Annotated in this window: 11 protein-coding genes; 3 read left to right on the top strand and 8 right to left on the bottom strand. The window is 69.2% G+C overall.

Annotation, left to right across the window (positions count from 1 at the left end; all coding sequences use genetic code 11):
• The first annotated feature begins 7 nt into the window (after positions 1 to 7).
• On the top strand, positions 8 to 226 hold the full coding sequence (locus ACX9NE_RS21975; protein ID WP_459363189.1) for a hypothetical protein: 219 nt from the start codon (positions 8 to 10) through the stop codon (positions 224 to 226).
• Here ACX9NE_RS21975 and ACX9NE_RS21970 read toward each other — a convergent pair whose 3' ends face one another.
• Together ACX9NE_RS21970 and ACX9NE_RS21965 are read right to left on the bottom strand one after the other, a co-directional pair.
• Positions 227 to 1,024, bottom strand: coding sequence for a ketosteroid isomerase family protein (locus ACX9NE_RS21970; RefSeq protein WP_459363188.1), 798 nt, complete (start codon positions 1,022 to 1,024; stop codon positions 227 to 229).
• Positions 1,021 to 1,584, bottom strand: a complete 564-nt coding sequence (locus ACX9NE_RS21965; protein WP_459363187.1) for an isochorismatase family protein — start codon at positions 1,582 to 1,584, stop codon at positions 1,021 to 1,023. Before ACX9NE_RS21965 ends, ACX9NE_RS21970 begins: the two co-directional genes overlap by 4 nt.
• Before the next feature lie 74 nt (positions 1,585 to 1,658).
• Here ACX9NE_RS21965 and ACX9NE_RS21960 point away from each other — a divergent pair, with 74 nt between their 5' ends.
• A complete protein-coding gene (locus tag ACX9NE_RS21960; RefSeq protein WP_459363186.1) occupies positions 1,659 to 2,651 on the top strand; it encodes a DoxX family protein in 993 nt (330 codons plus the stop codon).
• A 5-nt stretch (positions 2,652 to 2,656) separates the two neighbouring features.
• Here ACX9NE_RS21960 and ACX9NE_RS21955 read toward each other — a convergent pair whose 3' ends face one another.
• The 3 genes from ACX9NE_RS21955 to ACX9NE_RS21945 are packed head-to-tail and all read right to left on the bottom strand — an operon-like array spanning position 2,657 to position 6,687.
• Positions 2,657 to 3,175: a gluconokinase gene (locus tag ACX9NE_RS21955; protein ID WP_459363185.1), complete on the bottom strand. Its 519-nt coding sequence runs from the start codon at positions 3,173 to 3,175 to the stop codon at positions 2,657 to 2,659.
• Positions 3,142 to 5,163 (bottom strand): DUF7064 domain-containing protein, encoded by a 2,022-nt coding sequence (locus tag ACX9NE_RS21950; protein ID WP_459363184.1) that lies wholly within the window; start codon positions 5,161 to 5,163, stop codon positions 3,142 to 3,144. Before ACX9NE_RS21950 ends, ACX9NE_RS21955 begins: the two co-directional genes overlap by 34 nt.
• An 18-nt stretch (positions 5,164 to 5,181) precedes the next feature.
• On the bottom strand, positions 5,182 to 6,687 hold the full coding sequence (locus tag ACX9NE_RS21945) for a carboxylesterase/lipase family protein (RefSeq protein ID WP_459363183.1): 1,506 nt from the start codon (positions 6,685 to 6,687) through the stop codon (positions 5,182 to 5,184).
• Between the two features lie 78 nt (positions 6,688 to 6,765).
• On the opposite strand from ACX9NE_RS21945, the gene ACX9NE_RS21940 reads away from it, so the two are divergent.
• Positions 6,766 to 7,389, top strand: a complete 624-nt coding sequence (locus ACX9NE_RS21940) for a hypothetical protein (protein ID WP_459363182.1) — start codon at positions 6,766 to 6,768, stop codon at positions 7,387 to 7,389.
• A gap of 8 nt (positions 7,390 to 7,397) precedes the next feature.
• Here ACX9NE_RS21940 and ACX9NE_RS21935 read toward each other — a convergent pair whose 3' ends face one another.
• Genes ACX9NE_RS21935 through ACX9NE_RS21925 form a run of 3 tightly spaced genes read right to left on the bottom strand, consistent with a single transcriptional unit; the run spans position 7,398 to position 24,018 of the window.
• Complete coding sequence (locus ACX9NE_RS21935) at positions 7,398 to 8,981, bottom strand: PE family protein (protein WP_459363181.1); 1,584 nt, start codon at positions 8,979 to 8,981, stop codon at positions 7,398 to 7,400.
• Positions 8,982 to 9,028: 47 nt separating this feature from the next.
• Positions 9,029 to 11,596, bottom strand: a complete 2,568-nt coding sequence (locus tag ACX9NE_RS21930; protein ID WP_459363180.1) for a PEP-utilizing enzyme — start codon at positions 11,594 to 11,596, stop codon at positions 9,029 to 9,031.
• 8 nt (positions 11,597 to 11,604) lie between these two features.
• Positions 11,605 to 24,018, bottom strand: a complete 12,414-nt coding sequence (locus tag ACX9NE_RS21925; RefSeq protein WP_459363179.1) for a type I polyketide synthase — start codon at positions 24,016 to 24,018, stop codon at positions 11,605 to 11,607.
• Positions 24,019 to 24,049: the final 31 nt, after the last annotated feature.

Genomic DNA, 24,049 nt, shown 5'->3' with positions numbered 1-24,049 from the left:
GCCCGGTATGCGCGACATCGCGAAGATCGGTGCTCAAGACGGCAGCGTGAGAATCGCGTTGCGCAGGCGTTCGGGGTCGCCGGTGACAGCCGAGCACCTCGAGCTGGTGCGGGCGCGATCGCCTCGAACGGCACACGTGCGGGCGCGCGTGTTTTTCAACATCGCGTTCCCGGGCGCCTATCTGCTGCTCTCGCTGCTCTCGTTGGCGTTGTCGACGGTGCGGTGATCAGGCCGGGAAGTAGCGGACCGCGTTGATCTTGTTGCCGAGCCGGGCCACGTCGGCGAATACGATGCCCCGCCCCTGATCGGAGGCTACCGACACCACGACGGTGGATCCCGCGGCAATCACCTTGGACCATTCGGCGCCGCGCAGCCGTTGGCCCAGCTCAGTTACGCCGAGTGGGGCACTGTCCCCCAAAGTTATTGGTGCGGTGAAGGACAAGGCCGCGCGAGCGGCGTCCACGTCGCCGCGGGCGGCGGCACGCAGAAAACGGTCGACCAGCCTCTTGTGCCGGGTGCCCACCCGGCGGAAGCCGGCCATGAATCCGGCGGCGCCGCGGGGACCCTGGTTAGCGAGCAGCCCCTTGCCGAGTTGTAAGCCCGGCGTCAGTGCCTCGGACCCGGTTTTGAGGAATTGCATCATCATGGCCGGCAATTCCCAGTACGCACGCAGTCGGGCCACTTTCCACACGCCGTCCACCTCGCGCAGGTCGTAGCGCAGGAAGGCGGGGATGCGCATCGTCACTGCCGTGCCCATCGCCACCTCGAGTTCGAGATCGCGAAGGACCGAGGAACCGGTTACGACATCGACATCGCGGTGGAAGGTGATGCTGCGCGGACCGATGAACGTGTCGTAGAACCGGTAGATCTGATCGTGCCCGACGTGCGGGCTCGACCCCACCGGGTCTTCGACGCGTGCGTCATCGGCGAAAACCTGCACCCATGCCTGGCGGTCGTGCACCGAAACCGCTTGCGGTGACCGCTCCACAGCGGCCAGCAGGTCGTCTCGGTGCGCTGTCGTCATGGCTTGTGTCCGATCAATTCGATTCTGGCGGTGTGCATGTCATAGAGCGCCTGGGCCGTGGTGTCCGCGGACACCCCCGCCGTCATGTCGATCAGCACCCTGGTGACCAGCCCGGCCCGGGCCGCGTCGTGGGCGGTGTGCCGCACGCAGTGATCGGTGGCCACACCCACCACGTCGACCTCGTCGACGTGGTGGCGCCGCAGCCAGTCCAGCAGTGACGTCCCGTTTTCGTCGATGCCCTCGAAGCCGCTGTAAGCCGCGGCGTAGGCGCCCTTGCGAAAGACCGCCTCGATCCGGGCGGTGTCGAGGTCGCCGGCGAACTCCGCGCCGCTGCTGCCCGCACGACAGTGCGGTGGCCACGACAGATAGTAGTCCGGGTCGTCGGCGAAGTGGTTGCCCGGGTCGATGTGGAAGTCCTTGGTGGCGACGACGTGGTGGTAACCCCGATCGACGGCGAGATAGTCGTTGATCTTGTCCACCACCGTGCGCGCCCCCGCCACGGGTAGCGCACCACCCTCGCAGAAATCGCTCTGCACGTCGACGATGATCAACGCCCGCATGCCGTCCACCATATCGCCGAGCTGTCTTCGATCCGGCGGGTTTGTCTACCGTCCGGCCGGGGAACACAGCGGCCATGTTGATCCGCAGAATCGCTCGACCCATGTTGTCAGCCGTCTTCATCGGCCAGGGAGTGGACGCCCTGCTCAACCCGAAACCTGCTGCTCAAGCTGCCCAGCCGACGGTGAGCGGGTTGCAGTCGCTGCCGGATTCGGTGAGCAGCAACATCCCTGCGGATGCGGAGACGTTCGCTCAGATCAACGCCGCCGTCCAAATCGGCGGTGGTGTGCTGCTGGCCGTCGGCAAGTTGCCCCGACTGGCCTCGGCCGCGCTGGCGCTGACGGTGATCCCGGGCAACCTCGGGACCCACATGTTCTGGAATGAAGCCGACCCCGAGCGCAAGGCCGAAAAGCGCCGCGCGTTCCTGGCCGACGTGAGTTTGCTGGGTGGGTTGCTCATCGCGTCGGCCGACACGGCGGGTAAGCCGTCGCTGGGGTGGCGCGGGCGCCGTGCCGCCGAGCGGCTGTCCGACAAGGTGTCCGGGGCGCTGCCGGGCTCATCCCACGACATGCTGGACTCCGATTTGGGCGAGAAGATCGTGCACGGGCTGCAGGCCGGCGCCGAACGAGGCCGCGAACTCGCCAGTACGGCCGCCGAAAAGAGCGCGCCTTACGCCGAGGCCGCACTCGAGCGGGGGCGGGAATTGGCCAGCACGGCTGCCGAGCGCAGCGCCCCCTACGCCGAGGCCGCCTTGGAGCGCAGCCGCGAACTGGCCAGCACGGCGGCCGAGAAGAGCAGGCCGTACGCCAAGAAGGCCCGCAAACGTGGTGAAAAGCTAGCCCACCAGGCCGTCGATCGCAGTGCCCCGTACGCCGAAGCCGCGCGCAAGCGGAGCGAGAAGTTGGCCGACACCGCTCGCGAGCGCGGGCTGGAGCTCGCCGAGACCGCACGCGAACGCGGTGCGAGGCTCGCTGACACGGCGGTGACCCGCGGCAACGAGCTGGCCGAGACGGCCCGCGACCGTTTCGACGATCAGCTCAGCAGCGGCCGCAAGCGCTGGGGCCGCTAGCGGCGCTACGCAGCGCTTGCCAGAAAGGCGTCGACGATCGCGTTCACGTCGCGGTCGTCGATGTCTATGACGACCCCCGGTTCGTCGGCGCCGAGTGGTTCCAGCGTGTCGAGTTGCGCGTGCAGCAAGGTTGCGGGCATGAAGTGACCGGGCCTGGCGGCCAGGCGCCGGGCGATGAGTTCGGGTTGGCCCCGCAGGTGCAGGAAATATACGGACGGGCACCACCTGCGCAGCCGGTCCCGGTATGCACGTTTGAGCGCCGAACAACTCATCACGCCTCCGGGGTGTGTGGCCAGCCACTCACCCACTGTGTCCAACCACGGGTGGCGGTCACCGTCGGTCAGCGGCTGACCCGACGCCATCTCGGCGATGTTGGCACTCGGATGCAGGTGGTCCGCATCCTCGAACGGCACTCCCAACCGCTGGGCCAGCGCGGCGCCGACGGTTGACTTGCCCGACCCGGACACCCCGATCACCACGAGTGTGCGTGTCACTGACCGTGGTCGACCTGACTGCGGTTCCATTCCATCCAGCCGGCGCCGCCTCGCCCGTCGTCGGTGATCACGTCGACCCAGGCGCGCGGAAAGTGGCTCACCCGCCCGTCGGCGGCGACCAACCGGACCGGGGCATGCGCACGGATTACGACGTCGGCGGTGATCCCCGCCGGTTGCATCGTCAGCGTCTGGTTCTCGGGTAATCCGTTGGCGCCGAAGGCCTCCCTGATGTCGACCGCGGTCAGGTCGGTGATGCTGCCGGTGCGGTCCTGGGCGTAGCCGAGGCTGAACGCCGGGTTGCCGGGGATTTGGATGCGCACACCGTGCAGGTGCGTGCCGTCCTCGAGATGCAGCGCGGTCCACATCCAGTCCATGGACCACCAGTCGCGCACCCCCCACGAGTGGTCGCGCTGTCCGGGCACCGAATCGATCTGGTAGCGGGCGTGTTTGATCGTGACGGTGCCCGAGACGGTGCACGGGATCTCATAGCGGGTGGTCAGCCGGTACTGATACGGGATACCGTCGGTGGTCCAGGCCAGGTTGATCGCGAGCTCGACCGGCTCACCCGGTTCGCCGCGCAGCAGTGCCGAGGGATCTTGGTAGGACTGGCCTTTGGCCTTGAGGTCGACATGATAGGTCTGCAGTGGGGCATAAGTGGAGTGAGCCAGTTCAACCGCCTCGGTCCGCACCGTCCACGGGTCCGGCGGCAGCGGTATCTGACAGTCGACGGCGACGGTCGCCTCGTCGGGTCCGCACAACAGCGCATGAATCCATGCTGTCTGCTGGTTCGGGATCAGCCCGATGCGAAACCAGCCAGCTAATCCTTCTGCTGCGTCGACGAAGTCGGCGTACCAGCTTTCGCTCCACAGCGGTTCGTCGGTGGGCGGGTGCGCTCGTTCGTCTTCCGGTGCCGGCAGCAGTGGCTTCGGCGCCTCGGCGTCGGGCAATAGTGCCAGCGCGTCGACGTCCAGGACGTGCTGGCAGTGCCGTTCCAGCATCGTCATGAACAATGTGTCGCCGCGCTCGGTCCGCTCAACCAGCATGGACGAGACGATGGCCATCATCACCCCGAAGAAACTCTGGTGCCGTACGCCTTCGCGGACCTGGGCGACGGTGACGGGGGGTTGCGGCCCGAGCGCCTGGTGGTAGGCCTGCAACAGCTCGTCGTACTGCGCGCGACGGTCCGCCGCCGGCAGCGCGCAACCCAGGAAGTACGCCAGATCGGTGAACGCCGGGCCCCAGGAAACTGTTTGCCAATCCACCACGGTCAGCGCACGTTTGGCTCCCGCAGACCCGAACAACAGGTTGTCCAGACGATAGTCACCGTGTACCAGGCCCTCGATTGTGTCGCGGGCCGTTTCCTGCGCCAGGTAGCCATCGAAGGCGCCTACCAGGCGCTCACATACGGTGCGGTGCGCCGGGACGATCCGGTCTGCGTATCGCTCGATGAAACCGGCGTAGAGCGGAGAGAGCATCGCTTGACTCAGCGGTGATTTCCGGTTCAGCCACGGCGCGTCGGCCAACGTGGTGTCGCCCAACAGGGGACCGTGCAGACGGCCCAGCTCGGTGACGCTCAACAACGCCTGTTCACTTGTGGCACCGGCGATTTCGTCACCGACAGCGGCTGGTCCGGCGTCGTCGAGCAGCAGATCGAACACCCCGGTGGAGACGTTGATCGCGGCGTGGTAGCACGGCGCGACGGCCCCGCCCAGGCGCGGCGCGATGTCATGGTAGAAACGGACCTCACGCTCGTAGAGGCCCAGCGCCGATCCGGTCTGCCGGCTCAGCGGGTCGGTAGCGGCGACCTTCAGCACCACCGATGCCGGCCGCGGCTTCACATCCGGGTCGGCTTCCGGTTCGACGTAGCTCAACCCGATGCGGTAGCACTCGCTCATCTGGCCCGTGCCGATGCGCTCGGCGGTGAAGCCGGAGACGGTGCCGGCACGGATGGTGGCGGTCAGCCACTCGGGGGTGAGGTCGCCGGGCCGCTCGACGGCTTGGTCGGTGTTGGAAACCATGGGGGTCAGCGTGCCAGGTCAGCGGGCCAGGGTGAAGCCGTCCCAGGCCAACCGGCGACGCTGATGCGGGTCGAACTCGATGCGTGATTTGCGATCGAAAACCAGGACGGCACGGTCCTGGTGGGTGTAGACCGGCCAGTCGTCACCCGGAACACCGGAACGGCTGAACGAGCGCCAGCGTCGTTGCACGTCATTGCTGACCCGCAGAGCGGGACCCCGGTCGGCTGCGGCGGTGAGCAAAGCCCCGAACCTGGTGCGGTAGATGTCGAAGACCGCGAACAATTCGGTGGCATGGGTGGCCCCGAAGCCCGACCACTGCAATGTCCGCGGGGCGTAGTCGTAGCGGTACAGGTAGGTGGGCGCATGGTGGGTGTGCGCCTCGGCGATCTGCCAGGCTGCCGCGCTGAACGCGAAGTCACCACCGAGCTGAATGCACGCCTCGGGCTTCGGGTACTTCGGGTACGCCGCGGTAATGCGTTCGCGCGCAGCGGGTTCCACTTCGGCAAGCAGTGCTTCGACCATTACTTTGTTGGTCGGCAGCATGCCGAGGAAGCGGGTGAACAAGCGTCCCTCTTCGGCATTGGTGCCCACGATGAGCGGAACCCGGTGTGCCTGACCGGACCGCATCGCCTCGACGGGATCGACCGGCACGACGTCGTCGCCGAAGACCGGGCCGATGGGGAAGGCGCCCAGGCGTTTCCGCATGCCCTGCTCAATGAGCCGGTGCTGGGTGTCGATCAGTTCGGCTGCGGAGGCCCGCATCAGCGCGCCGGCCGCGTCCCTGCTGCGCGCACCCAGCAACTCTGCGAATCGAGTCGCGAACTCGGCGGCGACCTCCGTCGAACGAGTCATGCCGGCCGCCGGGCTCTCGGAGATCGCCCGGTGGAAAAGGCCCGCCGCCGCGGGCACGGCCAGCAGCGTGGCGGTGATGTGCGCGCCGGCGCTTTCGCCGAAGACGGTGACGTTGTCAGGGTCGCCGCCGAAGTTGGCGATGTTGTCCTTGACCCAGCCCAGCGCCATGACCAGGTCGCGAAGATAGAGGTTGCTGTCGATCGTGACGTCCTGGGTCGACAACGACGACAGGTCCAGGCATCCGAGCGCGCCCAGCCGGTAGTTGACCGACACATACACGCAGCCGCGACGAGCGAGCGCGGCGCCGTCATACAACGGGGTCGCCGAGCTGCCCAGGATGTAGCCACCGCCGTGAATGAAGACCATGACCGGCAGTGGTTCAGCGGAGCCGACCTCGGGTGTGACGACATTGAGGGTCAGGCAGTCCTCGCTCATCGGCTGATACCGGCCCACCCCGAGCATGGTGTAGCGGCGCTGCTGGGGTGCGCAGTTGGCGAATCCGTGACAGTGCCGCACGCCCGACCAGGGCTGCACGGGCTGCGGTGCGCGGTAGCGCAGCGGCCCCACCGGCGGCCTGGCATACGGGATCGAACGCCAGCGATTCACCCCGTCGCGGGTGAAGCCTTCGACGGTACCGGCGGTGGTGCGGGCGCGGACGATGCGCTCATGCATACTTCGACGTTATCGGACGCACCGCGGCGACGGCGTGCGCAGCGCCAAAATCTGGTGTGCGGCGGTTAGCCTTTCGGAATGCGGATCCCCGCGCTGGTCGCCATCCCGTTGCTGATCGCCGGCTGCTCGCACACCGTCGGCGGTAATGCCGCGCCGGCCCCGCCCGCCCTCCCGTCAACCGCTGCTTCAGGGCCGCCGGCGGCCGGAACACCGATCGCCGCGGTCATCGCCTGGATCAAAGCGGCGCATCCGGCCGATCCGGCGCGCTACCAACTCGACGGGAATGTCGCCTTCAGCGCCCCCGGGGGCAAGGTGAAATGCACGACGGACTCCAGGCACATCGCAGGAGTGCTGTCGTGTCTGGTCAACCTCACCACTCCGCCGCCCCGGCCGGATACGGCGTACGGCGACTGGAAGGGCGGCTGGGTCGATTTCGACGGGACGAGCCTGCAGGTCGGGGCTGCGCGCGCCGATCCGGGACCGTTCCTGGCCGGCACCGGCGCCGAGCTGTCCGGCGGGGACTCGTTGACCTTCGGCGACTACGGTTGCCGCTCCGAGCAGGGCGGGCTGGTGTGTGCGAATTACGCGCACCAGTCGGCGGCCCGGTTCAGCGCGGCCGGCGTGCAGCCATACGGATGCCTGCAGCCGGCACCACCGCCTGAAGGGATCGGCGTCGCATTCAAATGCGCACGTTCGCAATGACTTTCGGATCAGCCAGCGGTGCCGTCGCGACCGAACAGCAGTCCGCCGGCGCCGCCGTCGCCCGAGCTCCCGACGGCACCGTTGGGCGTTCCGGTGCCACCGGTACCGCCGGCGCCGCCGTCGCCCCCGTCGCCGATCAGGCTGGTGGACCCGCCGTCGCCGCCGGCGCCGCCTGATCCGCCGCTACCGGTTGCTGAGGGCCCGCCGGCTCCGCCGCGACCGCCCACCGCACCGTTTCCGAACACCCAACCACCCGCCCCGCCGCGACCGCCACGGGCTCCGGCGCCCCCGGTCTCGCCGGCGCCGTCCGCACGCCCTCCGCCGCCGCCCGCCCCGCCGGCCCCGCCATCGCCCAACAGGCGGGCGGCGCCGCCATTTCCGCCCAGACCGCCGGCGCCGCCGGCGCCCGCCGCCTGGGCCAGAGCGTCCCCGCCCGCTCCGCCGGCCCCGCCGTTGCCGAAGACCAGCCCGCCCGCGCCGCCGTTGCCGCCCGTGCCTGCGGTCTCGCTGAAATGACCACCCCCCTGGCCACCCGCGCCGCCCGCGCCGCCGGTCCCGATGAATCCGGCGTTGCCGCCGAATCCACCCGTTCCGCCGGTGCCGCCGGCAGCGCTGGCCCCGCCCTCACCTCCGATGCCGCCATTGCCCAACACCAGCCCGCCGGTGCCGCCGCCGCCGCCGGCTCCACCCAGTCCGGCGGTCGCGACCGGAGCCGTCGCGGCGGCTCCGTGGCCACCGGCGCCGCCGTCTCCAATCAGCCAGGCGTTGCCGCCGGCACCGCCGGCACCACCGTTGCCCGCGGTGGTCGCACTGCCGCCGGCACCGCCGGCGCCGCCGCTGCCGGCCAACAGGCCGCCCCAACCGCCCGCTCCGCCGTTACCGCCGCCGTTGGCGCCCAAGCCGCCGGCGCCGCCGATCCCGCCCGCACCCAACAGAATGGCCTGACCGCCCGCGCCACCCAACCCGCCGATACCGGTCGGCGCGTCACCGCCAACACCGCCCTGCCCGCCGTTGCCGAAGAGCCAGCCGCCGTTTCCGCCGGTGCCGCCGACCGCTCCGGCGGCACCGGCGCCGCCTGCCCCGCCGTTGCCGAAAAGCCCTGCGGCGCCGCCCTTTCCACCCGCCGGATGGATCCCTCCACCGGATCCACCGGATCCGCCGTTGCCGAACAACAGGCCACCGGCCCCGCCGTCGGCTCCGGTCCCCGCGGCGCCGTCGGTGCCGCTGCCGATCAATGGCCGGCCGAGCAGCAGCTCAGTGGGCGCGTTGATGAGGTTGAGTAGATCGTTGAGGGGGTTCAGGGCCGCCGCGGCGGCGGACTCGGCGCCGGCATACGATGCCCCGCTCGCGGTGAGGGCCCGCACGAACCGGATGTGATAGGCGTGCGCCCGCGCGGCTGCTGTCTGATAGTTCAGCGCGTGCCGCCCGAAGAGCGCGGCGATTGCCGCCGACACTTCATCGGCTGCGGCGGCGGGGATCGCAATCGTAGGAGTCGCCGCAATAATGTCGGCCGAGTTGACAGCCGAGCCGATAGACCTCAACTCCGTTGCAGCAGCTGACATCAGCTCCGGCACCGCGAAGACCGATGACATTGCACCTCCCCCGGACAGCACCGGATGTGAAGCACAGGGTAACGCGGTCAGGGCTCCAGGACGCGGATTTCCCCGGTGGCGCCGTCGACCTCGACCAGCGCGCCTTCCGGCAGCGCCCGGGTGGCGCCTTGCACGTCGACCACACAGGGGAAGCCGAACTCGCGGGCCACCACCGCGGCATGCGACATCGGCCCGCCGAGCTCGGTGACCACCGCGGCGGCGTAGCAGAACGCGGCCGTGTATCCGACGTCGGTCACCTCGGCGACCAAGATCTCGCCGGGCTGTAGGTCGTCGATGGTTTCGGGCCGCACGATGCGCACCCGGCCGCGCACCCGCCCGCCGCACACCCCCACACCGCGCAGGGTGTCACCGCCGGTCAACACCTGCGCCGATGCCGTGGTGGGTTCCCAGCGACCGCTGAACACGGTGGGGGGGACCACGGCCATCAGCCGGCGCTGCTCGGCGCGGCGCGCGGCCACCAGCTCCGACACATCGGCGGGCAACGCGTCGAGTTCGTCGACCAGCAGGAAGAACACGTCGTCGGCGGCGCCGAAGACACCGGAATCGGTCAGGCGCCGGCCATATTCGCGCAAGAGTCCGCGCAGCACCCAGATGGCCCGCACCATCCGGTCGCGGCGCACCTCGCGATCGCGCAACTGCCGCACCGCCAAGGCGGCAACAGGCTTGGCACGCAACGGAATCGTTGCGTGCCGCGGTTCGGGTGCGGGCGCGCTCAGTGCTTTGGTGACCATGCGGATCAGCAACTCGGGATCGTCGGCGTAGCTGGTCGACAACATCTCCACTTCAGCCGGCCCGCGATGCCCCATCAGGGCCAGCTCGCCGAGCACCGCGTAGTGAAACTCCGGCGCCTCCACGGCCAGCTTGCCCAGCCGCTCACCGGGTTCGGCCAGCACCCGCAGCACGGTCGGATCGCGGCGGGCCGCGACGACCAGGCGTTGCACGGCTTCCACCGATCGGGCACTCACCAGCTCAGGTCCAGCTGACGGAGCGGTTTCGCGTCCGCACAGGCCACGCAACAGCACGTTGAACGCCGCGCACAACATGAACGATCCGGACGCCAACAGCCAGCCATGGACGACGTGGTCGCGCGCCAGCAGGATCAAGCTCAGTAGCCGGCGGTCGTCCAGCCGGGTCACGTCGTCGCCGACGAGACGTTCCAGCCGCTCGACGTCATCGAGGTAGTCGAGGGTGTCGAGCGGCGAGCCCGCGCTCAAGCCCACCAGATTGACACCGAACACACCGATGTTGCGGATGGTGCGCAGCCGCCTGCGCACCGGATTGGTTTCCGACGGGGGCCGTTCGTCTCCGAAGATCGGCAGCGAGGCCATGCTGGGGCCGAAGAATCCGCTGTTGCTGACGATGGTCGCGGGCTTGGCGAACGGCACCGTCTCAGCCATGAAGTGAGCCGACGTGATGGCTCCGTAGAGCCGGTGGGCGAACACCGCGACGGTGCGCATCGCGATTTCCTTCTGGACAACCCCCCCGGGCCGCAACCTCTCGGCGATGCCCACGCCGCCGGCCCGCAGCCCGCGCACGGTGACCGACGCCGACGACGGGGAGAACGGCCCCGGCAACGCTTCGGACAGGTTGGTCGCCAGAAATGTCGGGAAGCGCGGGTCGATCGGTGTGTCGAACTCGCCGTTATCCCCTTCCGGGCCGGCCAGTTTGGGCTCCACTCCGTCGTCGGCCGCAGTGTCGACCGCGGGCAGATCCTGGACGGGGGCCAGCCGCCACGGCAGTGACAGCACGCGGCCGCCCAGCGCGAACCGGCCGCGCACCGCAATCGAGAAGTCTTCCAGGCCTTCCTGCGCGGTCCAGGCAGGCGCGAAATTCCACTCCTCGCGCATCCGGGAGGTGTCCATCAGAGGAAGGCTCGGCAGGGTCACCCTGCTGCTCACGGCGGCGAGCTTGGGGCTCAGCGATACGAGCGGTCGCCGCACCGCCGCGGCGACCTGCCGCATCGTCGGCGTGCCCGACGCCGCGAGATTCACCGGGCCGCTGATGATGTCGTCCTGCAGGACGGCCTGGGTCAGGAACCGCAACGCGTCGTCGGTGTGCACGACCTGGATCCCGCGCTCGGCTGCGGCCGTGAACAGCACCGGAAGAGCCACGAGCGCGCGCAACCGGTTGTTGACACCGCGACCCACGATCAGCGGGAAGCGAATCGTGACCCACTCGAAGCCGGACGCTGCCAGCAGCTGCTCGGCCCGGGCCGTGTGCCGCCCCGCGAAGGTCACCGGATGCACTGCGTCCTCTTCGTTCGCCGGCCCCGATCCCGTCGCGTAGACGTGTGCACAGGAGGTGAAGACGATGCGCTGGCACCCGGTTTCGGCCATTGCCGCCAGAACGTGAGCGGTGGCCTGGACATCGTCGGGACCTTGCACCGGGACGCAGTGTGCGACGACCTTCGCGCCGCCGATCGCGCGGCGGACCGCATCAGCGTCACGAAGGTCCGCGGTGACGAATCCGGCTGTACTGGGCCAGCTTTCGGGCCGGTGACGGGCGATGCCAGTGACCTCGTGACCCCGGCTGAGCAATCTGGCAACCAGCCCGCGGCCAAGCACGCCGCTGGCGCCGGTGACGGCGAGTTTCACGGGCAGGCCTACTCGTCGTCGTCCATGAACGCCGCGTTGACCAGGTCGTCGAGGTCCATGTCCGCCAGATCCTTGCCGGCCGGCGCGTCCGGTGACGTCGCGCCGCTCCGGTCGCCGTCCTTGTCGTTGGCCAGCGCCAACAGCAGATCCAGCACGCCGGCCTGCCGCAGCCGCTTGACCGGGATGGAGGCCACGACGCGCCGCAACTCCTCCTCACCGGGAGCCGCCACGGGCTGTGCGTCCTTGGGCTCGGCGCCGAGCAGCTCCTGGTGGAAGTATCCGGCCAACGCCGCCGAGTTCGGGTAATCGAAGATCAACGTCGGCGAAAGCCCCAGCCCGGTCGCGGCTTTGAGACGGTTACGCATCTCGACCGCGGTGAGGGAGTCGAAGCCGAGTTCCTGGAACGCCCGGTCGGGGTCGATGGCCTCGGGCGTGGTATTGCCCAGCACGGTGGCGATGTGCGAGCGCACCAGATCGAGCAGAACCGCGTGCTGCTCCTCCTCATCCAGCCCTTCCAGCCGTTGCAGCAGCGCCGACTTCGATTTCGCGGCAGCCAGCGAGTCGTCGACCTGACGCCGTGCCGGAGCGTTGATCAGGTCGATGAACATCGGCGGCAAGGTCCCGGCATCGAACTTGGCACGCAGCGCCACCAGGTCGATGTGGGCGGGCAGCAGGAAAGGCTCGTCGACCACCAGCGCGGTGTCCAGCAGCTCGAGCGCTTCCTCCGAGGGCATCGCCACGATCCCGTCGCGGGCGAACCGGGCGAGATCAGCGGCTCCCAACGCACCGGTCATGCTGCTGGCCTGATCCCAGAGCCCCCAACCGAGCGAGATCGCGGGCAGCCCAAGCTGTTTGCGGTGTAGCGCCAGCGCGTCCAGGAACGAGTTACCTGCCGCGTAGTTCGCCTGTCCCGAGGCGCCGGCCAGGCCGGCGATCGACGAAAACATCACGAACGCCGCGAGCTTCATCTCCCGGGTCAGTTCGTGCAGGTTCCACGCCGCGTCCACCTTCGCGCGCAACGCTGAGTCGACCCGCTCGGTAGTCAACGACGTCACGACGGCATCATCCAGCGTTCCCGCGGCGTGGATGACGGCCGACAACGGATGCTGCGCCGGAATACCGGCGATCACCCGGGCCAGGTCGGTCCGGTCTGCCGCGTCGCAGGCAACCACCCGCACGTCTGCGCCTGCTGCGGTCAACTCCGCAAACAATTCCTCGGCGCCCGGGGCCTCCGGGCCGCGGCGGCTGAGCAGGACCAGGTGACGCACCCGGTGCCGGTGCACCAGATGCCGGGCCAGGGCCGAACCGGCCATACCGGTGCCGCCGGTGATCAGGACGGTCCCGTTGCCCAGGCCGGCACTCATGGTCATCACGACCTTGCCGACATGGCGGGCCTGGCTGAGATAGCGCAGTGCGGCCGGAGCCCGGCGCACGTCGAACACGGTGGCCGGCAACGGCTTCAGCACACCGGTCTGGAAAAGTCCGGCGAGCTCGGCGAGCATGCGCTGGATGTGATCGGGCCCGGCTTCGAACAGGTCGAACGCGCGGTACCGCACACCGTGTTCGGCCAGTTCGGCGGCGTCGCGGATGTCGGTCTTGCCCATCTCCAGGAACACCCCGCCGGGAGCGACCAGCCGCAGTGAGGCGTCGACGAAATCACCGGCCAGCGAATCCAGCACCACGTCCACGCCGCGACCGCCCGTGGCGTTGCGGAATTGGTCCTCGAATTCCAGGCTGCGTGAGTCGCCGATGTGCGCGTCATCGAAGCCCATGGCCCGCAACGTGTCCCACTTGCCGCGGCTGGCGGTGGCGAAGACCTCCACGCCCCAGTGCCGGGCCAACTGGACCGCCGCCATGCCGACCCCGCCGGCGGCCGCGTGCACGAGCAGCCGCTGTCCGGGCCGCACGTCCGCCAGTACCTTCAGCGCATAGTAGGCCGTGGCGAAGACGACCGGGGCGGTGGCGGCGTCGGTCTCCGACCAGCCGGCCGGGATCTTGATCAGCAACCGTTCGTCAGTGGTAGCGACGGCGCCGGTACCTTCCGGGAACAGCCCGGTCACCCGGTCGCCGACCGCGAAAAGACCTGCGTCGCGCCCGTTTTCGATCACCGTTCCGGACGCTTCGACGCCCATTGCCGCGGCTTCGTCGGGGTAGAGGCCGAGGGCGATCATCACGTCGCGGAAGTTTGCGGCCATGGCGCTGGTCGCGATGCGCACCTGCCGCGACCCCAATGGTGCGTCCGAATCGGGAATCGGCTCCATGCGCAGGTTTTCGAACGTACCCGGGCTGCTCATGCCAAGTCGCCACGGGACGTCGCCCGGAGGCGCCAGCAAAGCGCGCACGGCGCGGCTGCCGTGCACGCGCGCGATGTGTGCGGTGCCATTGCGCCACAGCACCTGCGGCTCCCCTACCGCCAGCACGCTGGCCGCCGCCTCGTCGGACAACGGAACGTCGGTGTCCACCAACACGATCCGGCCGGGGTGCTCGGTCTGGGCCGAACGCACCAGACCCCATACCGCGGCACCGGCCAGGTCGGTCACGTTCTCACCCGGTAACACCATTGCGCCCCGCGTCCAGACGACCAGCACTCCGGATTCGTGTTCGGTCAGCCAGGCCTGCACGGCATGCAAAGCGCGATGGGTGGCGGTGTAGACGCCGGCCAGGGTGTCACCGACCACGGGTTCGGACGCGAACACCTCATACGGCGGGGTCACCGTCCCGGCTGCGGCCGGTGCCGGTGACCAATCCAGCTCGAAGAGTCGGTCGCCGGCCGATCCCGCCAGGGCGGCCTTCAACTGCTGCTCGGTCACCGGACGAGCCACCATCGAGGCCACCGACAGCACCGGCAACCCCAGTGCATCCGTCAGCTCTACCGACACCGACGACGGCCCGGTCGGTGTGATGCGGGCCCGAACCGCCGACGCGCCTGCCGCGTGCAGGCGCACACCCTGCCAGGCGAACGGCACCAGGACACCGTCGGCGCGGTCCGTGTCGCCGCCGGCGCCCACGATGATCGCGTGCAACGCGGCATCGAGCACGACCGGGTGCACGCCGAACCCTGCCGGCGAGGGACCGGCCGTATCAGGCAGGTTCACCTCGGCGTACAGATCGTCGCCGCGACGCCACATAGCGGTCAGCCCCCGGAAGGCGGGACCGTACCCGTAGCCGCGCTCGGCCAGCCGCTCGTACATGCCCGCCACGTCCACCGGATCGGCGCCCACCGGTGGCCACGTGGACAGATCCGGGACCTGTTGCGCGGCCGCGGAACTCACCGAGCCCTCGGCGTGCAGTAGCCAGCCCCCTTCGCCGCGCGAAAACACCGAGACGCCACGGGAACCGGACTCGCCGGCGGGATCGACGACGACCTGCACGGCAACCGAACCGGTTTCAGGCAGGATCAACGGCGCCGCCAGCGTGAGCTCGTCAACCACCGAGCAGCCGACCTCATCCCCGGCGCGGATAGCCAGCTCCACGAAGCCGGCACCCGGGAAGATCGCCACCCCACCCACGGCGTGATCGCGCAACCAGCCATGCGTCGCGGCCGACAACCTGCCGGTCAGCACCACGCCGCCTGAGGACGGTAGGTCGACCACCGCGCCCAGCAGTGCGTGCTCGCCGGCCGACAGGCCCAGACCCTCGGCGTCCACAGGAGCGCTGCCGTTGGCCAGCCAGAACCTGCGTCGCTCAAAGGCATACGTCGGCAATTCGACGAAGCCGGCCTCGCCCACCACCGCCCGCCAGTCCACCGGCGCACCCGCGACGAAGATCTGCGCCAGAGCGTTGGTCAGCGTCGTGGGCTCGGGCCGGTCTTTGCGCAGCGCGGACCCCGCGACGACCGGCACATCAGGCAGCGACTCCTCGATCGAGGCGGTCAACCCCCCGCTCGGGCCGACCTCGAGGAAACGGTTTGCCCCGGCAGCCTGGGCGAAACGGATGCTGTCGGCGAACCGCACCGCTTCCCGGACATGGCGCTTCCAGTAGGCGGGCGAGGCGAAGTCGTCGCCGGCGAATTGCCCGGTCAGGTTCGAGATGATCGGGATGGTGGGCTGCCCGACAGACAGCCCGGCCGAAACGGCCCCGAACTCCTCGGTCATCGGATCCATCAGCGGAGAATGGAACGCGTGCGAGACGGCGAGTTGGTGTACCCGGCGGCCCTCGGCACGCATGCGCTCGGCCGCGGTGAGGACTGATTGCTCAGCGCCCGAGATCACCACCGACGTAGGACCGTTGATCGCGGCGATGCTGACGTCGGCGGTCAGCAGCGCACGCACTTCCTCTTCGGTGGCCTGCACCGCGACCATCGCCCCACCGGACGGCAGTCGTTGCATGAACCGCCCGCGGGCGGCGACCAGCACGGCGGCGTTCTCCAGCGACAACACGCCGGCGACGTGCGCCGCCGACAGCTCACCGACGGAGTGCCCCATCACGAAATCGGGCCGCACGCCCCAGGATTCCAGCAGCCGGAACAACGCGACTTCCACCGCGAACAACGCCGGCTGAGCGAATTCCGTTGTATTCAGCACACTTTCGTCGTGGCCCCACATCACCTCGCGCAGCGGCCGCAGCAGGTGGCGGTCCAGCTCCCCGACGACGGTGTTGAACGCCTCGGCGAACACCGGGTACGTCGCGTGCAGGCCCATGCCCATGCCCAGCAGCTGGGAGCCCTGGCCGGGGAAGACAAATACGGTCTTGCCGCCCGGCTGGGCGACGCCGCGGGTTACGGTTCGGAGATCGTCGTTGGCCAGTTCGGACAAACCGCGCAGCAACTCCTCGCGGTCGCCACCGACGATGACGGCCCGGTGCTCGAAGGACGAACGACCGGCCAGTGTCCAGCCGACGTCGGCAACCGCCAGTTCGTTGTGCCGACCCAGGTGTTCGGCAAGCCGGCGCGCCTGGGTGCGCAACGCGGGGTCGGACTTCGCCGAAAGCACCCACGGCAACACCGCGGGTGTGGGCCGCGTCGTCTCGGCAACCGTTGCGGCGGGACCGGATTCGATAATCACGTGCGCGTTGGTGCCGCTGATTCCGAATGACGAGACTCCCGCCCGCCGGATGCGCGCCGCCTCGGCCGGCCACGGCTGCGATTCCGTCAGCAGCGCAACCGATCCCGTCGACCAGTCCACGTGCGGACTCGGTGCGTCCACGTGCAAGGTGGCCGGTAGCACCTGGTGGCGCATCGCCTGCACCATCTTGATCACCCCGGCAACACCCGCGGCGGCCTGGGTGTGACCCATGTTCGACTTGATCGACCCGAGCCACAGCGGGGTGTTGCGGCCCTGCCCGTAGGTGGCCAGCAAGGCCTGCGCCTCGATCGGGTCACCCAGCATGGTCCCGGTCCCGTGTCCCTCGACGGCATCGACGTCGGACCCCGACAGACCCGCGTTGGCGAGCGCGGCCCGCACCACCCGCTGCTGCGAGGGGCCGTTGGGCGCGGTCAGCCCGTTGGAGGCGCCGTCCTGGTTGATCGCGGAGCTTCGCACCAACGCCAGCACCGGGTGGCCCAGCCGCTGCGCATCCGAGAGCCGTTCCACGACCAGCATTCCGCCGCCCTCGGAGAATCCGGTGCCGTCGGCGGCCCCGGCGAACGCCTTGCACCGGCCGTCAGCCGACAAGCCCCGCATGCGGCTGAACTCGATGAAGATGTCGGGTGTCGCATTGACCGTGACACCGCCGGCCAGGGCGAGGTCGCACTCCCCCGACCTCAGCGACTGCACCGCCATGTGCAACGCGACCAGAGAGGACGAGCACGCGGTGTCCACCGACACCGCGGGACCTTCAAGGCCCAACACGTACGCCACGCGCCCGGATGTCACGCTGCACGACTGCCCGGTCAAGCGGAAGCCCTCTGTCGCGTGGGGCGAGGAGAATCCATAACCCTGGGTCATGACACCGGCGAAGACACCGGTTGCGCTGCCGCGCAACGAGCCCGGCTCGATCCCCGCTCTCTCCAACGCCTCCCAGGACAGTTCGAGGTACATCCGTTGCTGGGGGTCCATCGCCAGCGCTTCGCTGGGCGCGATCCCGAAGAAGGCGGGGTCGAAGTCTGCGACACCGTCCACAAACCCGCCGGTGCGCGTGTAGCAGGTGCCGGCCACGTCCGGATCGGGGTTGTACAGCCCGGCCAGGTCCCAGCCCCGGTCGGGGGGGAACTCCGATAGCACGTCGCGGCCCTGAATTAACATGTCCCACAAGTCTTCCGGAGAGTTCACTCCCCCCGGATACCGGCATGACATGCCGACGATGGCGATCTGGTCGTCACCGGTGGACCGCACCGCCGTCACCGGTGCGATTTGCTGTGGCATTCCGGCGAGTTCGCTACGGATATAGCCGGCCAGGCCGCTCGGCGTCGGGTAGTCGAAGATCAGAGTGGGCGACAGCGACAGTCCGGTGGCGGACTTGAGCCGGTTGCGCATCTCGACCGCGGTCAGCGAGTCAAAGCCCAAGTCCTGAAACGCCTTATCCGGGTCGATAGCCTCGGGCGCGACACTTCCCAGCACTGTGGCGATGTGGGAGCGCACCAGATCGAGCAGCAAGGTGTGCTGCTCGGTTTCCGGCAGGCCGTGCAACCGTTGCGCCAGTGCCGATTTCGACTTCGCCGCGGCCAGCGACTCGTCCACCCGGCGCCGGCCCGGCGCGTTGACCAGGTCACGGAACATCGGCGGCACCGCTACCGCGTGAGCCCGCAACGCGGACAGGTCGATGCGGGCGGGCGCCAGGAACGGCTCGTCGACGATCAGCGCGGTGTCGAACAGTTCCAGCGCCTCCTGCGACGACAGCGCCAGGACCCCTTCACGGCCCAGCCGGGCCCGGTCGGCGTCGTCCAGCCCACCGGTCATGGCGCTGGCCTGATCCCACAGCCCCCAGCCCAGCGACATCGCGGGCAACCCGTGTGCCCGGCGATGCGCTGCCAGGCCGTCCAGGAAGCAGTTGGCCGCCGAATAGTTGGCCTGGCCCGAGGAACCGACCAGGCCGGCCATCGACGAGAACATCACGAATGCAGACACATTCAGGTCGCGGGTCAGCTCATGCAGGTTCCAGGCCGCGTCCACTTTGGCGCGCAACACCGCGTCCATCCGATCGGGTGTCAACGACGCGACCACGGCGTCGTCGAGGACGCCGGCGGCGTGGATCACCGCGGAAAGCGGTCGTTGCACCGGGATGTCGGCGATCACCTTGGCCAGCGCCGGCCGGTCTGAGGCGTCGCAGGCCACCACCTGCACCTGCGCGCCGGCCGCCTCGAGTTCGGTCACCAGATCCGAGGCACCCGGCGCATCCGGTCCGCGCCGGCTGAGCAGCACCAGGTGGCGAACGCCATGTCGGGTCACCGCATGGCGCGCCAGGGCCGAACCTGCCATGCCGGTGCCGCCGGTGATCAGCATGGTGCCCCGGGCCCAGAGGCCGGGGAGGGTCATGACGACCTTGCCGACATGGCGGGCCTGGCTGAGGTAGCGCAATGCCGCCGGTGCCCGCCGGATGTCGAACGTGGTGACCGGCAGTGGGCGCAACACGCCCGCGTCGAAGAGTTCGGCCAGGTCGAGCATGTACTGGTGCATGCGCGGACGTCCCGGTTCGAACAGGTCGAACGCGCGGTAGCGCACCCCCGGATACTCCTGGGCAATCACTCCGGGGTCGCGGATATCGGTCTTGCCCATCTCCAGGAACACCCCACCGGGTGCCACCAGACGCAGCGAAGCGTCGACGAATTCACCTGCCAGCGAGTCCAGCACGATGTCCATGCCGGCCCCCCCGGTCACGCTGCGGAACTTCTCCTCGAAGTCCAGAGTCCGCGAGTCGGAAATATGGTCCTCGTCAAAGCCCATGGCGCGCAGGGTGTCCCACTTGCCCTTGCTGGCGGTGCCGAACACCTCCAAACCCAGGTGGCGGGCCAGCTGGGTGGCGGCCATGCCCACGCCGCCGGCGGCGGCGTGGATCAACACCCGTTGCCCCGGCTTGGCAGCCGCCAGATCGATGAACGCGAACCATGCAGTGGTAAAAACCGCGGAGATAGCGGCGGCTTCGGCATACGACCAGTGCGACGGCATCGGCAGCAGCAGCCGGACGTCGCCGGGAACCAGGGTGCCGCTGGTGTCGGGGAAGAATCCGTACACGGAGTCACCGATCGCGAACTCGGTGACGCCGGGACCGACCTCCACGACGACCCCGGCACCCTCACCGCCCAGCAGCGCCTCGTGGGTGAACATCCCCAGAGTGATCATGATGTCGCGGAAGTTGGCCGCGATGGCGAGCAGCGCTACCCGGACGTAGCCGGGCTGCAACGGCGCATCGGCATTCGGGACGGGCTCCAGCCGCAGGTTTTCGAAGGTGCCCGCACTGCTCAGGCCCAGCCGCCACGGACCCTCAGCGGGCGGTTCCAGGATTTGGTCCACCGCGCGGCTGCCGCGGACGCGGGCGGTGTGGAGCTGTCCGGCGCGCAGCAGCACTTGCGGCTCGCCGACGGCCAGCGCCGCGGTCAATACCGAATCATCCAGCGGCGCATCGGAATCGAGCAGAAGCAGGCGGCCCGGATGCTCGGTTTGCGCCGATCGCACCAGACCCCACACCGCCGCGCCGGCCAGATCGGTGACGTCTTCACCGGCCAGCGCCACGGCGCCCCGGGTCGCAACCACCAGCACGCCCGAGTCGGGGTCGGCCAGCCAGGACTGTACGGCGGCCAGCGCGCGATGCGTGCGCTCATAGCTCGCTGTCACCGGGTCCTCGCCGGTGGCCACGGATTCGAAGATCTCGTAGGAACGGGCGGGTGCCCCGCCGGTGGATGTCGCCGGTGTCCAGACGAGCTCGAAGAGCCGGTCCGGGCCGGAGCCGCAAAGCGCGGCCCGCAGTCGTTTTTCATTCACCGGCCGGGCCACCATGGCAGTCACCGAGAGCACCGGCAACCCAAGGCCGTCGGCGAGTTCGACCGAGACCGCGGACTCCCCGGTGGGTACGATTCGCGCCCGCACCGACGATGCGCCGGCGCCGTGCAGGGTCACACCCTGCCAGGAGAACGGCAGCACGAGCTCGGCCGCCGGATTCGCCAGCACCGCGGCGTGCAGGGCGGCGTCCAGCAGCGCCGGATGCACTCCGTACGCGGCGGAGCTGCCTGCCGATTCGGGCAGCGTCACCTCGGCGAACAGCTCCTGGCCCCGCGACCACAACGCGGTGAGCCCGCGGAACGCCGGACCATAGCCGTATCCCTGATCGGCCAATCGTTCGTAACCGCCGCTCACATCGATGGCGACGGCCCCCTTCGGAGGCCATACCGACAGGTCGGCGCCTGGCTGGAGGTTGCCGGAACGCAGGGTGCCTTCGGCGTGGCACACCCAGACCGAACCGCCGTCGACATCGGCGTGGGAGTAAATCGAGACACCGCGCTGCCCGGTCTCTTCGGCGGCAGCACCGACGATCACCTGTACCGCAACAGATCCCGACGCCGGGATCAGCAGAGGTGACCGCAGCGTCAACTCGTCGACTACCGAGCATCCGACTTCGTCACCGGCGCGGATCGCCAGTTCCACGAACCCGGTGCCGGGGAACACCACCGTCCCGGACACGGCGTGATCGGCCAACCACCCCTGCGCACTCGGGGACAGCCGACCGGTCAGAACGACCCCGCCGGAGTCGGGTAATTCCACCACGGCGCGCAGCAGCGGATGATCGCTGGCCGCCAACCCGAGCCCGGAGGCGTCGGCGCCCACGCCGTCGCCGGAGAGCCAGAAGCGGCGCCGGTCAAAGGCATACGTCGGCAACTCGACAAACCCGGCGCCGTCCAGGACGCCACGCCACGACACGGGGACCCCCGCGGTGAAAGCCGTAGCGGCCGAAGCCAGGAATCGTTGCGGTCCGCCGTCGTCACGGCCGAGGGTGGGGACCACGACAGGTTCGATGTCGCAGTCGCCCGCGGTGCCCTCAATGCCGGCGATCAACGCCGGATGTGGACTGGATTCGATGAACACCCGGTATCCGTGCTCGCAGGCACTGCGGACCGCCCGGTCGAGGTGCACCGTCTGGCGGATGTTGCGGTACCAGTACCCGGCGTCCAATCCCGCGGTGTCCATGCGATTTCCGGTGACCGTGGAGAAGAACGCGATCCGCGACGACGACGGCTCGATCCCGGCCAGAATCTCCGTCAGCTCGCCGCGGATGGCCTCGACCTCGACCGAGTGGGACGCATAGTCGACGTCGATCCGGCGAACACGTAGCTCCAGGCCGGTGCAGACCGCCACGAGCTCCTCAAGCGCCGCAACTTCGCCGGACACAACGACCGCCGCCGGGCCGTTCACCGCCGCTACGCCGATACGATTGCCGAAGGGCGCCAACAACTCCCCCGCCCGCTCGGCGCTGCAAGCAATCGAGACCATTCCGCCCGGTCCGGCCAGGCCGGTCAGTAGCTTGCTCCGCAGCGTGACCACTTTGGCGGCATCGCGCAGCGACAGGGCGCCGGCCACATAGGCCGCGGCGATCTCACCCTGCGAGTGACCGATCACGGCGTCCGGACGCACGCCGACCGACTTCCACAACTCGGCCAGCGACACCATCACCGCGAACAGCACCGGTTGCACGACGTCGACCCGGTCCAGCCCCGGAGCGCCGGGCGCCGCACGCAGCACGTCGATCAGCGACCAATCCACGAACTCTGCGAAAGCCTCGCCGCACGCCCGGATCTGCTGCGCGAAAACCGGTGCGGTATCCAGCAACTCGACGGCCATGCCCGGCCATTGCGAACCCTGACCGGGAAACACGAAGACGGTCTTGCCGGCCGGCTGGGCGACACCGCGAATGAACTCACCCGGCTCGTCGTTCGCCAGGTCGGACAACCCGGCCAGCAGTCTGTGCCGGTCTCGGCCGACGATGACGGCGCGATGGTCGAAAGAGGTACGGCCCGCTAACGACCAGGCGACATCGGCGACGTCCAAATCCTCACGCGTGCCGATGTATTCGGCGAGCCGCGCCGCTTGCGCCGCCAACGCCGGAGCAGACTTGGCAGAAATCACCCAAGGCACTGCGGGACGCTGCGGGCCGGGAACTCGCGGTTGTTCGGCCGGCGCCGACTCGATGATCACGTGCGCGTTGGTTCCACTGATCCCGAATGACGACACCGCCGCCCGGCGGGGGCGCGCGGACTCGGTGGTCCAGGGTTGGGCCTGGGCCAGCAACTCCACCGACCCGGCCGACCAATCCACGTGTGGGGACGGCACATCCACGTGCAACGTCGCCGGCAACACCTTGTGGCGCATGGCCTGGACCATTTTGATCACGCCGGCGAGACCGGCGGCGGCCTGGGTGTGGCCCATGTTCGACTTGATCGACCCCAGCCAGAGAGGTTGTTGGCCGGCTTCCTTCCGCCCCTGCCCATAGGTGGCCAACAGCGCCTGCGCTTCGATCGGGTCCCCCAGCGTGGTGCCGGTGCCGTGGCCCTCCACCACGTCGACGTCGGTGGCCGACAGCCCGGCGTTCGCCAGCGCCGCTCGCACCACCCGCTGCTGGGACGGGCCGTTCGGTGCCGTCAGTCCGTTGGATGCGCCGTCCTGGTTCACCGCCGAGCCCCGGACCACCGCCAGCACCGGATGCCCGAGACGCTGCGCATCCGAAAGCCGCTCCACCACCACAACGGCGCCGCCCTCGGACCAGCCCACTCCGTCGGCCGCACCGGCGTACGCCTTGCACCGGCCGTCGGGCGCCAAACCCCGGTGTCGGCTGAACTCGACGAAGACCGTCGGGGTGGCGTTGACGGTGGCACCGGCGGCCAGCGCCAGGTCGCACTCGCCGGTTCGTAGCGACTGCACCGCCATGTGCAGCGCGACCAGCGACGACGAGCAGGCCGTGTCCACAGACACAGCGGGGCCCTCCAGACCCAGCACGTAGGACACCCGGCCAGAGGCGACACTCGATGTCATGCCGGTGAGGCGATAGCCCTCGATCTCGTCGGCAAACATCCCGTAGCCCTGGGCGATGATCCCGGCAAACACGCCGGTAGCGCTTCCGCGCAGACCGCCCGGGTCGATACCGGCCCGCTCGAGCGCCTCCCACGACAGTTCCAGCAGCATCCGGTGCTGAGGGTCCATGGCCAGGGCTTCGCTGGGCGCAATCCCGAAGAAGGCAGCGTCGAAGTCGGCGACGCCGTCCACAAAACCGCCGGTATTGGCATACGTCTTGTGCGGCGCGTCGGGGTCGGGGTCGAAAAGCTCGCCCACATCCCAGCCCCGGTCGGTCGGGAACCCGGCGATGACGTCGCGTTCGTCGGCCACCATCTGCCACAGGCTGTCCGGCGAATCGACCCCACCTGGGAACCGGCACGACATTCCGACGATGGCGATCGGCTCACTGTTCCGCTCCAACAGCGCGCGATTGGTCTTTTTCAGGCGTTCGACCTGGACCAGCGCTTTCCGCAATGCTTCAGTCGCATGCTGGAGCTGATCACCCATTACTAACCCCTCGCCTAATTTGGTCGTCTCT

Source organism: Mycobacterium sp. ML4, assembly GCF_054515735.1.
Note: the sequence above shows the minus strand (reverse complement) of the source record. Positions and strands in the feature narration are given on the sequence as shown.

What these genes read in the sequence shown, in the direction of transcription:
- ACX9NE_RS21975 (WP_459363189.1), top strand. Translation starts at nt 8, where the DNA reads ATGCGCGACATCGCGAAGATCGGTGCTCAAGACGGCAGCGTGAGAATC.
- ACX9NE_RS21970 (WP_459363188.1), bottom strand. Translation starts at nt 1,024, where the DNA reads ATGACGACAGCGCACCGAGACGACCTGCTGGCCGCTGTGGAGCGGTCA.
- ACX9NE_RS21965 (WP_459363187.1), bottom strand. Translation starts at nt 1,584, where the DNA reads ATGCGGGCGTTGATCATCGTCGACGTGCAGAGCGATTTCTGCGAGGGT.
- ACX9NE_RS21960 (WP_459363186.1), top strand. Translation starts at nt 1,659, where the DNA reads ATGTTGATCCGCAGAATCGCTCGACCCATGTTGTCAGCCGTCTTCATC.
- ACX9NE_RS21955 (WP_459363185.1), bottom strand. Translation starts at nt 3,175, where the DNA reads ATGGAACCGCAGTCAGGTCGACCACGGTCAGTGACACGCACACTCGTG.
- ACX9NE_RS21950 (WP_459363184.1), bottom strand. Translation starts at nt 5,163, where the DNA reads ATGGTTTCCAACACCGACCAAGCCGTCGAGCGGCCCGGCGACCTCACC.
- ACX9NE_RS21945 (WP_459363183.1), bottom strand. Translation starts at nt 6,687, where the DNA reads ATGCATGAGCGCATCGTCCGCGCCCGCACCACCGCCGGTACCGTCGAA.
- ACX9NE_RS21940 (WP_459363182.1), top strand. Translation starts at nt 6,766, where the DNA reads ATGCGGATCCCCGCGCTGGTCGCCATCCCGTTGCTGATCGCCGGCTGC.
- ACX9NE_RS21935 (WP_459363181.1), bottom strand. Translation starts at nt 8,981, where the DNA reads ATGTCATCGGTCTTCGCGGTGCCGGAGCTGATGTCAGCTGCTGCAACG.
- ACX9NE_RS21925 (WP_459363179.1), bottom strand. Translation starts at nt 24,018, where the DNA reads ATGGGTGATCAGCTCCAGCATGCGACTGAAGCATTGCGGAAAGCGCTG.